Raw genomic sequence first — 13,553 nt, forward strand, 5'->3', positions numbered from 1 at the left:
CCCAAACTAATTCATAGTTAAAAACCAAAATCGCTTGTAGGGCTCACCCCCTACAGGCAGTTTAAAAAGGAAGATCTCATGGCTAAGGCTAAGTTCGAACGTAATAAGCCACACGTTAACGTGGGCACAATTGGTCACGTCGACCATGGTAAAACAACTTTAACAGCTGCGATTGCAACTGTATGTGCAAAAACTTTTGGTGGTGAAGCGAAAGACTACGCTGCAATTGACTCTGCACCAGAAGAAAAAGCACGTGGTATTACAATTAATACTTCACACGTTGAGTATGATTCTACAATCCGTCACTACGCACACGTAGACTGCCCAGGACACGCCGATTATGTTAAAAACATGATTACTGGTGCTGCCCAAATGGACGGCGCGATCCTTGTATGTGCTGCGACTGATGGTCCAATGCCACAAACTCGTGAACACATCCTTCTTTCTCGTCAGGTAGGTGTACCTTACATCGTTGTATTCTTAAACAAATGCGACCTTGTAGACGACGAAGAACTTCTTGAATTAGTAGAAATGGAAGTTCGTGAACTTCTTTCTACTTATGACTTCCCAGGTGATGACACTCCAATCATCCGTGGTTCTGCTCTTGCAGCACTTAACGGTGACCAAGGTCAATACGGCGAACCAGCTGTAGTAGCACTTGTTGAAGCGCTTGACTCTTACATCCCAGAACCAGAACGTGCTATCGACCAAGCATTCTTGATGCCAATCGAAGACGTATTCTCAATTTCTGGTCGTGGTACAGTTGTAACAGGCCGTGTTGAAACTGGTATCATCAAAGTTGGTGAAGAAGTTGAAATCGTTGGTATTAAAGATACAGTTAAAACAACTGTAACTGGCGTTGAAATGTTCCGTAAACTTCTTGATGAAGGTCGTGCGGGTGAGAACTGTGGTATCTTGCTTCGTGGTACTAAACGTGAAGACGTACAACGTGGTCAAGTACTTGCTAAACCAGGTGCAATCAAACCGCATACTAAATTCGACGCAGAAGTATACGTACTTTCTAAAGAAGAAGGTGGTCGTCATACTCCATTCCTTAACGGTTACCGTCCACAGTTCTACTTCCGTACAACTGACGTAACTGGCGCTATCTCTCTTAAAGAAGGCGTTGAAATGGTTATGCCTGGTGACAACGTAGAAATGTCAGTAGAATTAATCCACCCAATCGCAATGGACCCAGGTCTACGTTTTGCGATCCGTGAAGGTGGTCGTACAGTTGGTGCTGGTGTAGTTGCTAAAGTAACTGCATAATCATCTGATTGTGTGAAAAAAGCGTCCCTTTGGGGCGCTTTTTTTATTTTTAAGAAAAATAATTGTCCGACAAAATTATAAAAAGCTGTCCTTAACTGATATTTCACTGACCCTAACTGCGATTAAGCAAAAATGTGAACTGCGTAATATAAAGACAAGAATATAAAGACTAACTTCGAGTCTGGATGGACTTAAAAGGAGTGATCGCATGAATGCTAAAGTAAATATTACCAACCGTGCTGGTGCGAGTTTCCCAGTTCGTCGTATGAATTTTGATTTTGACAGTGTGCCTGAATATTGGATGGATGGTTCAGCAGGCTTAACTCATTTTATGACTGCACTCTCTGCATTATTTCCAGCAGGTGAAAAGTTCTTCATCGATTCTGTTCGTGCTGTACGTAAACATCCAGCAATTGCTGAGAATGAAGCATTGCAAAAGGAAATTTCTGCATTTATTGGTCAAGAAGCCATGCATACCCAAGAACATGTGGGCTTTAACGCATCTGCACAGAAATTCGGACATGATGTGGATACCTTAGATCGTTATACCGATAATGTCATTCAAACCACGCGTAAATTCATGGCGAAAATTGCCAAGCCTGTTGGAATTACCCAAGAAATGGTGGATTTAACAGCAACCACAGCGCTTGAACATTTTACCGCAACAATCGCATCTCAACTTTTAACCAATGAACATATTCAAGCATTGATGAAAGATGAAACCATGAAAAATATGTGGATGTGGCATGCAATTGAAGAGAATGAGCATAAAGCGGTTGCCTATGATGTGTTTGAAGGTGTATTTGGCAAAGGTTTTAAAGCCTATGCTTTACGTACATCATCATTAGTGATTGCGATGGCAACCTTATTTATTGTACAAAGCTATTTCCTTGCACGTTTATTGAAACAAGATGATCAATTAAATCTTGAGTCGCTGAAATCTATTTATACTTATGCGTATAGTCCCTCAAAAGGTGTGATTACAGGTATGGGTAAAGAAATGCTGATGTATTTTAAACCTGGTTTCCATCCAAATGATCTAGATACACATAGTTTGCTCGAGACGTGGAAAGCTAAATTAGGTTTATAAAAAACCAAATAGAAAAGAGCGATCTGATCGCTCTTTTTTTTGCTCGATTTTTCTAACAAACTTTCTATAATGCCTGAGTTAATTTTATATAAGATGAACGAAGATGATTCGTTTAATGCAGAACAGTGATGTGGCTCAAGTTGCCCACATTGAAAAATTGGTTCAAAGTCATCCATGGACTTTAAAACAGTTTGAAGAAGCGGTCACTAGCTATCAAAGTACTGTGATCGAACGAAACGGAAACGTTGTAGGTTTTTGTATTCTACAACCTGTTTTAGATGAAGCAAATTTGCTACTCATGGCAATTGATCCATCTCAGCAGGGGCATGGTTTAGGTTTTGAATTATTAGAAGCCTCGATTAACCTTTTAAAAAATAATCCTGTGCAAATTTTCTTAGAAGTGCGTGAATCTAACATACCTGCAATTAAACTTTATGAAAAAGCTGATTTTCATCAAATTGATTTGCGCAAAAATTATTATCCAAATCCTGATGGTTCAAAAGAACATGCCATCATCATGGTGAAAGCATGTACGGATGATTTCGCAAGTTTATTTAAATAAAGTGAAAACGACCTTATTTGATAATTGGATTGGTCCAATTGGTCGGTAGGGTCGTCATCAGTGAATCCCCTAGATGTTGAATTTCCTCAGGGTTTAAAGTGTGATTCAAACGACGCCAATGTCCATCCACCAGCAGTTCAAGCGGTAAGTACTGAGATTTATAATTCATCTTTTTAGAATGGGGAACCCAGTAACCTAGATAAATGTAGTCTAAGCCAATTTTTTTAATATGTTCAATTTGTTTTAGAACTGCAAATACGCCTAATGAACGACGGTCAAAATCAGGGTCGAAGAAGGTGTATACCGCAGAAATCCCGTCATCGAGTAAGTCACAGGTTGACACAGCTAATAACTGATTGTCTTTCCATAATTCTAAGAAAAAGCTATCGGCACAGCTTTGTAGCAAGAATTTCTCAAATTGATCGCGACTCGGTGGGTACATATCGCCATCGGCATGACGTTCATTAATATAGCGTTCGTAAAGTAAATAATGCGTGTCATTCGCTTGAGCGGGATTGGTAATTTTTATTTCTAGATCTTGATTGCGTTTCCAAGCTTTTTTTTGTGAGCTATTCATTTGAAAATCAGCAACAGGGACGCGCGAAGACAAACATTGACGGCAAAGATGACATTCTGGGCGATAAATAAAATCGCCACTACGACGAAATCCTGTACGTGATAATTCAGAAAGGGTAACGACATTAATCCGATGCGTCGGGTCGAGGAAAACCATACGCGCAGACTTGTTTGGCAGGTAACTACAGTCGTGGGGCGGCGTAATATAATACTGTAAATCGTTAAGTAGGGACTTTGGGTGATAAGAGTTCATAACAAGTTCCCTCTATTATTTTCATTCACGTAATCCTGAGATTAACGCTATTGTTTTACTTGAAAATACACGTTCTTGGTAACTTTGCCAATTGATAGACGGTTGTTTTATCACATCTTGTAACGAATTAAGGTAGTCTTGGCGAGAAAGTGTACAAGCGCCTAAGCTGAGTAAATGGTCATTGACCAATTGACAATCAATCCAAGGCAACAGATTTTCGCGCCCAATCAACATCAAGGTATAAAAAGCCATTTTAGATACATCGATTTGAGTGCTAAACATGGATTCACCAAAACAGCCTTTGCCAATGGTGACACCATATAGTCCACCTACAACTTGGTCTTGATCCCATACTTCAACACTATAAGCATAACCGGCTTTAAAGAGTTGAATATAGCCTTCAATAATATCCTCTGTAATCCATGTCTCGTTGGCATAACTACGGGGTAGTGAACAAGAGCGAATAACGGTTTCGAAAGCGTGATTTACCGTGATTTTGAGATCACGTTTTTTCATATTACGTAGTAAGGACTTACTTGGGTGATATTCATGTGGGTGAATAATGCAGCGAGGTTCAGGAGACCACCAACAAATCGGATCACCTTCTGAAAACCATGGGAATAATCCATGGCTATAGGCTTCATAAAGTGTAGAAGGGGAGAGGTCTGCACCAATACAAATTAAGCCTTCACCCTCAGGGTCTGATTCAATCGGATTCGGAAAGATAAATTGTGATGGTGGAAGTAATCGCATAGCCGCAATGTATTTTCTAAGAAAGTTATTATCATAACAAAACTTAGAAATAAAAAAGCCGCTCAAATTGAGCGGCTTTTTAGACCTAAGGTTTTACTCACCTAGCGCATCTAAATATTTCTCTGCATCAAGCGCAGCCATACAGCCTGAACCTGCTGATGTAATTGCTTGACGGTAAATACTATCTGCAATATCACCCGCGGCAAATACGCCAGGAACTGAAGTCGCAGTAGCATTACCCGCTGTACCGCTTTGTACTTGGATATAACCATCACGTAACTGCAATTGACCTTCAAACATCGCACTGTTTGGCTTATGACCAATCGCAACGAACATACCTGTTACTTCAATATCTTGAGTTGAGTCATCTTGTGTTGATTTTAAACGTACTGAAGTAACACCTGTATTGTCGCCAAGGACTTCTTCAACTTGGTGATTCCAAATAATACTGATTTTACCTTCTTTCTCTTTAGCAAAAAGCTGATCTTGAAGAATCTTCTCAGAACGTAAAGAATCACGGCGGTGAACAAGTGTCACGTGTGAAGCGATGTTTGACAAATAAAGCGCTTCTTCAACAGCTGTGTTACCACCACCAACAACCATGACTTTTTGGTTTTTATAGAAGAAACCATCACATGTTGCGCATGCGCTAACGCCTTGACCCATAAATGCAGCTTCAGATTCAAGACCAAGGTACTGAGCATTTGCACCTGTACATACAATCAATGCATCACAGGTAAACTCTTCCATATCGCCCTTAAGTACAAATGGACGAACGCTTAAATCAACTTCATTAATATGATCGTAAATAATTTCTGTACCAAAACGTTCAGCATGTGCTTGCATACGTTCCATGAGGGCAGGGCCAGTTAGACCTTCAGGGTCACCAGGCCAGTTATCGACTTCAGTTGTTGTTGTCAGCTGACCACCCAATTGAAGACCTGCAATCAAAGTCGGTTTTAAATTGGCACGTGCAGCATAGACAGCAGCACTGTAGCCTGCAGGGCCAGAACCTAAAATAATCAATCGTGAGTGACGAGCGCTCATCGGTCGCATCCTTTTGTAATTAGAAATTTATTGAATTATACGTGAAACTGTATAACAGTTGTGTGAGATTAAAGTCGATATTATTGATCATACAAATCGTTTTAAGCTATATAGAATAAGCGTGCATCCCGCGTACATAATAGTGCATCTTTTTTTTGGGAACACGTGCATAATATACACTTTATTGCGACGCGTTTTTGCAGCATAAAACAAAAGAACATTCATGAAGAATTGGTTACAGGACAGTATATGACAACGGTGTCGAGTGCTTATGCACAGCGCTTAGTAATGACATTATTTTTAGTCTCATTTGGGATTTATCTGTTTCTCGCGACAGTCACGTATACGCCCTTTGATCCGGGTTGGATGCATATCTCAAGTGATACACAAACCGTGTCAAATGCCAGTGGTGTTGTTGGCGCTTGGTTAGCCGATTTACTGTTTGGATTTTTAGGTTGGGCAAGTTTACTTTTGCCTATTTACCTATTTGTTGAAGCAGTCCAAGTCTGGTGGCCACGAAGCTTCCTGAATCGACCATTTCGTTACGCTGCCCAATTCTTCTTATTATTGACGACATCAGCATTGCTTTATCTGTTCTGGCAAGTTCCCGCAGATACCTTAGATAATTCTTCAGGCGGTATCATCGGTTTTGAACTAGGACAAAGTTTAGAATCTCTGATCACGATTTATGGTGCTGTTATATTCTTAGTTGCACTTTGGGTCATGCTGTTTACTTTAGCATTCGGTGTGAAATGGAATAAAACATGGAGCAGCCTAAAGGCGATGCCTGCTTATCTGCAAGATTTGTTCTATCGCAATGTTCCTGAGGGTACAGCTGATTTTGATCGTACTGCCGCGCCTGCAAAAAAAGAGCCTTTAATTCCAGTTAAAAAAGGCATTGCGACAGTTGCGACTGCAGATGAACATGTTCCTGTAGAAGTTGATCCATCTGTGCGTGATTATATTGCGGAACGTTTATTTGATGACATTGCTGACAAAGAAGCACATGCGCAGCGTGATGATGTCGATGAAGAATACGCGCAGCATGAAGCAGAAATAGAAGAAGTCATTGCCAAAGCCCATGCGGTTATTGAAAAGCCTGATCGCGTTGTGGCAACAGGGGAAGTATGGCGTGCGCTTAATTCAGATGAAGATGTGCGCCATGAAAAAGATATCGATGCATTGCTCGCTGCAGCTGAAGAAGAAAACTTAGCATCTGCACAGCCGATGCCTGTAGCTCCTCAAAGTGTTGAACCACAAATTGTACCGATCAGCAGTGCTAAAAAGTCTGCTGTAGATTGGGATGATGATGAAATCTTCGATGAGCTATTAGCAGCTGTACCTCAAGGCAAAACGGCAACAGATGTGCATATCCCATTTAATCATGCATCATCGTCTGATCATTCACTGCATATTGTTGAAGATGTTGCACCGACTGTTGCAGCAAGCAGTGTTGTAATTGCTGCCTCCTCAGCAACGTCTAGCTTAAATGCCGCAGTGCCAGCTTCTACAGCAGCTCAAGTCAGTGCATTTGATGATCTTGATGATTTGTTGGTAGATGACTTGGAAGCAGAGACTCAACCCGTACAACCTGCAAAAGCATCTAGCTTTGCGCAATCGTCTGCATTCGTACAAGCGCCTATTCAACATCAGGTAATGGACACTCAAGCACTCACTGAAACTAAGCCGCAAGTGAGTACAGATGCAATCAAAGCTGCGCTTTCTAAAGAAGAGTTTATTGAAGCATGGCAAGAAACTGCAGGTGCTCCTCAGGATGAAGAAGAATTTGATTTTGATGCACCATTAACAGATTCAATGGGACGTCCGTTGTCACGTGCAATGCAAGTGGCAGAACGTCGTAAAGATTTACCGCCATTACCAGGATTAGACTTACTTGATAAAGTCGATCCAAACAAAAAAGTGAATTTCACTGAAGAGCAGCTTTCACGTTTATCTGAGTTGCTTGAAATCAAGTTACAAGAATTTAATGTGAAAGCAAAAGTGGTGGAAGCACAACCTGGTCCTGTGGTTACACGTTTTGAATTGGATTTAGCACCGGGTGTTAAAGCATCTAAAGTCACCAATATCTCTCGAGATTTGGCACGTTCAATGTCGATGGCTTCTGTTCGTGTGGTCGAAGTGATTCCGGGTAAACCCTATATTGGTATTGAAGTACCAAACAGCACTCGTGAAATGGTTCGATTGATCGAATTGTTGACCATTCCTGCATTTACCGATCCAAACGGCATTTTGTCGATGGCGATGGGTAAAGATATTTCAGGTAATCCAATTATTGCTGATTTGGGTAAAGCGCCGCATATGTTGGTGGCGGGTACTACGGGTTCGGGTAAATCAGTTGCAGTGAACTCGATGATTCTATCGATGTTATTGAAATATACGCCTGATCAACTACGTTTGATTTTGATTGACCCTAAACAGCTTGAACTTGCGAACTATAACGATATTCCACACTTGCTTACACCTGTTGTGACTGACATGAAAGATGCCGTCAGTGCTTTGAACTGGTGTGTGAATGAAATGGAACGCCGTTATAAGCTCATGTCGTTCTTAAAAATTCGTAAACTCAGTGACTATAACCGTAAGGTGGAAGAAGCACTGGCCAATGGTGAAGATTTATTTGACCCAACTTGGAAGGCGAGTGAGTCTGTTGCAGGCGAACGTGCTCCGCGCTTAACCACGTTGCCATCAATTGTGATTGTTGCCGACGAATTTGCTGACATGATCATGCAAGTCGGTAAAAAAGCTGAAGAGATGATTACCCGTTTGGCACAAAAATCACGTGCAGCAGGTATACATCTATTGCTCGCTACTCAGCGTCCATCGGTGGATGTCATCACTGGTTTGATTAAAGCCAATATTCCAACACGTGTCGCACTGCGTGTGAACTCAAAAATTGACTCGCGTACGATTTTGGATGCGGGTGGTGCAGAGGACTTACTCGGTCATGGTGATATGTTGTTCCTTGGTCCAGGTAAAATTGAACCTGAACGTGTCCATGGTGCATTTATCGCCGATGATGAAGTGAACCGTGTATGTGACGCTTGGCGTGAGCGTGGTTCACCAAATTATGTCGATGAAATCTTAACGCCGTTTGATGAAGAGCCTGCAAGTCGTGGTTTTGAAGATGGTGATGGTGGGTCAGATCGTGATGCACTTTACGATCAATGCGTGGCATTTGTATTAGAGACACGTAAAGCATCAACATCGTCGTTACAGCGCAAGTTCAGTTTAGGTTATAACCGTGCTGCACGTATTATTGATCAAATGGAAGAAAATGGGATTGTTAGTGCAATGGGCGCCAATGGTAAACGTGAAATTCTGATCTAAAATTAAGTCATAAAAAAGCCTGCAATTGCAGGCTTTTTTATTTGAAAGACTTATGCAAATTTCGCTAAGACTTCTAAGAATTCAGCACTGTGACGTGGATAAGTTGCGATCACATCATGAATACGTTGACCTTCAGGATTGGTAGCATTGAGATCACGACCATCAGCAACAAATTTTGTTAATAAGCGTTCGTAGTCGAAAGGACGCATATGTTTATACGCATGGTACAACACGTAATAGTCTGCATTCACACCTTCAGGAGGAAGCTGAGTAAGGTAGGCAAATACGCGCTCATCCGACCATTCTTCGTTAAACGTTGCTGGTTGAGACAATGCCATCGCAATCTCCTTGATATAATTTTAGATATGAAAAAAGGCAAAATATGAATTCGCAAGTGACAAAGTATTTTAATGATCTCTGTCTAATAAGAAACTAAGCTTCTAATCTTATGGGGAGATACAAAGTCATCCTTTGTTTATCCAGTCCAATCGAAGCATAGCTTCTCGTCTTGCGACCAGTCGAAGCAGTGCTTCGCTGATCTAGTCTCATATTTTGCCTTGATTCAAGATTCTTGACTAATCAAAAATCAAATTATCGTTCTTCAGGTAAATTGATATTCATTTCAAGCATTTCGATGTTTGCTTCAGAGCGAACTTGCATTTGAATATGCTGTTCATCTACACCGCGAACATAACGATTGACCACTTGCATGATTTCTTTTTTCATCTGATCAATTTTTTCTTGGCTTAGACGACGACCTAAACCTTGTTCAGAGGCAACGATGACTTTTAAACGATCCTTTGCAGTTTGTGCGCTAGAGGGTTTGTCTTCGTTACTGAAAAGTTTACTCCAGAATCCAGCCATAACTTACGCTCCAAATAGTCGTGCTAACCAACCCTTAGGTTTTACGTCTAAATGACGGTAAGGGCGTTCTTCACCTAGGAAACGAGCAACTAAGTCATCATATGCTTGACCTGCAGCTGACTCTGTAAAGTTGATTACAGGTTTACCTTCGTTTGATGCTTGTAATACACTTGGACATTCAGGAATGACGCCTAATGTCGGTACACGTAAAATATCTTTAGAGATGTCATCAACTGTGAGCATTTCTTGTTTATCAGCACGTTCAGGGTTGAAACGTGTAATACAAAGATGCTTACGGATACGACCTTCGCCTTGTTCTACTTTCTTGGTCTTGCTATCAAGCATACCAATGATACGGTCAGAGTCACGTACAGATGAAATTTCTGGGTTGGTCACAATGATGGCTTCATCAGCGTGATACATTGCCATGATTGCACCGCGTTCAATACCCGCAGGTGAGTCACATACGATGTAATCAAACTCTTGTGAAAGTTCATCCATCACACGTGCAACGCCTTCATCAGTTAAGGCATCTTTATCACGTGTTTGTGATGCAGGTAAAATATAAAGATTTTCAATATCTTTGTCGCGAATTAACGCTTGTTGTAAACGTGCTTCGTTATTTAGAACATTGACAAAGTCGTAGACGACACGACGTTCACAGCCCATGATCAAATCGAGGTTACGTAAACCTACGTCAAAATCAATAACAACAGTTTTGTGGCCACGTAGGGCTAAACCTGTTGCAAAAGATGCGCTTGTCGTAGTTTTACCTACGCCACCTTTGCCTGATGTTACGACAACAATTTTCGCCACCGAATCCACTCCTGTTATGGTTCAAATTCCCTGATTTAAATAGGGCTTTTGGTGTTTATTTATACATTAAAATTGCAGAGCTTCAAAGACAAGCTCTTGCTGATCATTCAAATAAATATGAACGGGTTTCTTTAAAACATCTTGAGGGATGTCATCGGCTACACAATAGGTGCCTGCAATGGAAACCAGTTCAGCTTCTAGGGCATGGCAGAAAATACGTGCTGCCGTATTGCCACCTGCGCCTGCAATCACACGACCGCGTGCACTGCCATAAATATGAATATTGCCTGATGCAATCACTTCAGAGCCGCTGTTAATGCCTGCGCTAATGATGATGTCACCATTATTTTGTACGATACATTGGCCTGTACGCAGGATTTCGTCGTGATAAGAGGTGATATGTGCAATCACAGGTGCCACAGGAGTAGCTGTAGCTACTTCAGCCTTAGCTTCTACCTTATGTTCAATCACTTGTTCTTTGGTGGCTTTAATTTCTTGCAACTGACGATCAGGTGGTAGCACTGGGAACTGAATCGCACGTGCTTGATCGCCGAGTAAGCCTTCAGTCACGGCCATAGGTTGGACATCAAGACTAATCAATAGCTGAATCAGTGCAATCAATTCTTGTTCAACGCTACTCTCGATGACCACCAAAGTGCCAGGTGGAAAGGCTGTAGAAAGTTTTGGTGCAAGCTGTTGGCGGATAACATCATGATCATTTGTATCGAGGCTAATGCGTATTGCATTGACCATTCTGCCTTTAATCCGTATGTCAGCCATAATTCTTCCTTAGTACTTCTGACTTAATCTGATTGTGTGTCGAAGTAATGTTGTAAATAGTGCAAATCCTAGAGCAAATTGGATTAATTCTCTAGCGATCAGCGTCATTTTTTTATGCGAATAGCCACTTAAAAGATGATTAATAAGCCCACCATAAATTCTTCAATCTTTTATGTCCTGATTTTTCTCATGTTCTTCTAAAAACTGTTGCCACTGTTTCACTTTCACTTGTTTTCGAATGGCTTCAATTGTTTCAAAAACCGCCGATTCCACTAATGTATCAATCTTCGGATTATTCTCAATTTTTATTTGACTGATTTTATCTGAAATGAGATTAAACGTGGCATTGTCTTCGGCATATTGCCCATGAGTAAAGGGATCAATTAAGCCTTGGGTAATATTTTCACCTAAACGTTGCCCGATACTTTGTATCTGCTGTTCAATCCGGCCACCCACAATCGGGATTAAACGCAAAAGCTGGGTGAGTTCGGGCGTATCTTCGATGGCTTGATTAACTACTTGTCCTACATTTTTTGCAATCATAAAACGCTGTGCTTGAAGCTCTTTGCCTAAAGATTCTTGCAAGATATCAGCCAATGCTACAGCAAAGAGTTGACGATGATGCTCGACCAAATCCTGAATCAGTTGCTTGTGCGTAGTACTGGTCGAGAGTTCACGTTTCACGCCATCTAAAACCGTGAGCACAATACGACTGGTCAGCTCTTCCATCACCAAGTTGTAATAGAACTCCGCACGGCGATACCAACGTTTTGGGATCACCTGATAACCATGGGTCTGTAAATTGTAGCCAATGGCCACGGCACGAAGTAAACGTAAGAAACGTAGCTGAGGCAGAATCGACAGAACTTCATACCAATGCACAAAAGGGAAGAACCACCAACGTTGGTGCTGTTTCATGCCAATGGCAATCAACCAGCGAATGCCAAGCTCGGTAATAAGAAAAGTTGTAAACCAACCTTCTGTACGGATAACCCAAGGTCGTAATTCAGTCTTATAGAATTCTAAAATTTCAGGTAATCGGATAAATTCAAATAACCAGTGTCCAAAATCACTCAGTAAAATGGCATTCGCACTTAAACAGATGAGATTGATAATAATCAATACCATCATAAAAATGTCATAGACTAAGGCAATTTTCCAACCCCAAGAGCCTTTCTCGAAAAACTTTGAGGTGGTTGCGCTGCTTTTGGACTCTGTCGAATTAATCATAAAATGAACACACTATTGAGCTTTTTGTTGCAGGTCGTGTTTCATTTGCTCAATCAGTTGATCTTTTTCAGTCCAAAGATCATCGACCCATTGTTGGAATTTGGCACGGAAATCAGGATCATCCTCATAGTTGCCGCCTAAAACCCAAGATGGAATCTCGATCTTTCTTAAATTAACTGAAATACGGGGTACTTCACCGAGCCAAAATTCACCATAACCTGGTACTCCATCAGGATACACAATGGTCATGTCGACAAGTGCATCAATTTTGTCACCCAAAATATTTAATGCTAATGCAAGTCCACCTGCTTTAGGTTTGAGTAAGTGCTTATAGGGTGATTTTTGTTGCTCATGTTTTTCAGCGGTAAAACGTGTACCTTCTAAATAATTTAACAAGGTAAAGGGTTGGCTGATCAGCTGTTCACACGATTTGCGTGCTTCTTCCATATCACGATCTTTCAAAGCAGGATTTTTGGCAATCTGCTCTTTGGTGTGACGTTTCATCATCGGGAAGCCTAAAATTTTAAATGCTTGTCCGACGAATGGAATAAAGATCAGTTCCCACTTGGTAAAGAAGCGTGTCAGTGGCATACGCGTCAAGCCAAAGTACTGATTGACTGTGGTATCCACCCAACTTTGATGGTTACAGGTCATGAGATAACGACCTTGCATATTCAAGTCGAGCTTGTCATCAATTTGGATATCCCATTGGGTATTTTTCAATACGTTATCGATTAGCCAATTATTAACGCTTAACCAACTATTGGTAATTTTAATGTTGGTTTCATCAACTTTTGGTGACTTTTTAAAAAGTTTGGTCAGGCCGAGTGCTAGGACAGGTGGACCATGAAAAAAAGTACTTCCTGTGATCACAGATGTTACTGTTAAGCCACGTGTAATTTTTTTTAAGGCAGGTTGTTTTTTACGATCAGATGACATAATGAAAACTGTCCTAACAGTGAAAT

The 13,553-nt window shown here is 41.0% G+C and carries 13 protein-coding genes; 4 read left to right on the forward strand and 9 right to left on the reverse strand.

What is annotated here, in order from left to right:
• The first annotated feature begins 78 nt into the window (after positions 1–78).
• The 3 genes from tuf to rimI all read left to right on the forward strand — a co-directional run bounded on the left by tuf (position 79) and on the right by rimI (position 2,921).
• Positions 79–1,269, forward strand: coding sequence for an elongation factor Tu (tuf, locus tag A3K93_RS02610; RefSeq protein ID WP_067728033.1), 1,191 nt, complete (start codon positions 79–81; stop codon positions 1,267–1,269).
• Positions 1,270–1,477: 208 nt separating this feature from the next.
• Positions 1,478–2,359 (forward strand): metal-dependent hydrolase, encoded by an 882-nt coding sequence (locus A3K93_RS02615; protein WP_067728663.1) that lies wholly within the window; start codon positions 1,478–1,480, stop codon positions 2,357–2,359.
• Between the two features lie 103 nt (positions 2,360–2,462).
• A complete protein-coding gene (gene rimI, locus A3K93_RS02620) occupies positions 2,463–2,921 on the forward strand; it encodes a ribosomal protein S18-alanine N-acetyltransferase (protein ID WP_067728665.1) in 459 nt (152 codons plus the stop codon).
• A gap of 13 nt (positions 2,922–2,934) precedes the next feature.
• Here the strand turns inward: rimI and A3K93_RS02625 are convergent, their stop codons facing one another.
• The 3 genes from A3K93_RS02625 to trxB form a co-directional block, all read right to left on the reverse strand.
• Positions 2,935–3,750, reverse strand: coding sequence for an arginyltransferase (locus A3K93_RS02625; protein ID WP_067728667.1), 816 nt, complete (start codon positions 3,748–3,750; stop codon positions 2,935–2,937).
• A gap of 21 nt (positions 3,751–3,771) precedes the next feature.
• Positions 3,772–4,503 (reverse strand): leucyl/phenylalanyl-tRNA--protein transferase, encoded by a 732-nt coding sequence (aat, locus tag A3K93_RS02630; protein WP_067728669.1) that lies wholly within the window; start codon positions 4,501–4,503, stop codon positions 3,772–3,774.
• A 93-nt stretch (positions 4,504–4,596) separates the two neighbouring features.
• Positions 4,597–5,550 (reverse strand): thioredoxin-disulfide reductase, encoded by a 954-nt coding sequence (trxB, locus tag A3K93_RS02635; RefSeq protein ID WP_067728671.1) that lies wholly within the window; start codon positions 5,548–5,550, stop codon positions 4,597–4,599.
• 249 nt (positions 5,551–5,799) lie between these two features.
• Here trxB and A3K93_RS02640 point away from each other — a divergent pair, with 249 nt between their 5' ends.
• Entirely contained in the window at positions 5,800–8,898 is a 3,099-nt protein-coding gene (locus tag A3K93_RS02640) for a DNA translocase FtsK (RefSeq protein WP_067728674.1), read from the forward strand.
• 50 nt (positions 8,899–8,948) lie between these two features.
• Here the strand turns inward: A3K93_RS02640 and A3K93_RS02645 are convergent, their stop codons facing one another.
• From A3K93_RS02645 to A3K93_RS02670, 6 genes are all read right to left on the reverse strand, one after another.
• Positions 8,949–9,236 (reverse strand): PA4642 family protein, encoded by a 288-nt coding sequence (locus A3K93_RS02645; protein WP_067728676.1) that lies wholly within the window; start codon positions 9,234–9,236, stop codon positions 8,949–8,951.
• A 253-nt stretch (positions 9,237–9,489) separates the two neighbouring features.
• On the reverse strand, positions 9,490–9,762 hold the full coding sequence (gene minE / locus A3K93_RS02650; protein WP_067728678.1) for a cell division topological specificity factor MinE: 273 nt from the start codon (positions 9,760–9,762) through the stop codon (positions 9,490–9,492).
• Positions 9,763–9,765: 3 nt separating this feature from the next.
• Entirely contained in the window at positions 9,766–10,578 is an 813-nt protein-coding gene (gene minD / locus A3K93_RS02655) for a septum site-determining protein MinD (RefSeq protein WP_067728680.1), read from the reverse strand.
• A 66-nt stretch (positions 10,579–10,644) separates the two neighbouring features.
• Positions 10,645–11,358 carry a septum site-determining protein MinC gene (minC, locus tag A3K93_RS02660; protein ID WP_067728682.1) on the reverse strand — a complete coding sequence of 238 codons (714 nt, stop codon included), beginning with the start codon at positions 11,356–11,358 and terminating at the stop codon, positions 10,645–10,647.
• A gap of 162 nt (positions 11,359–11,520) precedes the next feature.
• Positions 11,521–12,588, reverse strand: a complete 1,068-nt coding sequence (locus A3K93_RS02665) for a hypothetical protein (protein WP_067728684.1) — start codon at positions 12,586–12,588, stop codon at positions 11,521–11,523.
• 12 nt (positions 12,589–12,600) lie between these two features.
• The gene (locus A3K93_RS02670) at positions 12,601–13,527 is read right to left on the reverse strand and encodes an acyltransferase (RefSeq protein ID WP_067728685.1); all 927 of its coding nucleotides are present in this window, start codon (positions 13,525–13,527) and stop codon (positions 12,601–12,603) included.
• Positions 13,528–13,553 lie beyond the last annotated feature (26 nt).

Source organism: Acinetobacter sp. NCu2D-2, assembly GCF_001647675.1.
Lineage (GTDB): Bacteria > Pseudomonadota > Gammaproteobacteria > Pseudomonadales > Moraxellaceae > Acinetobacter.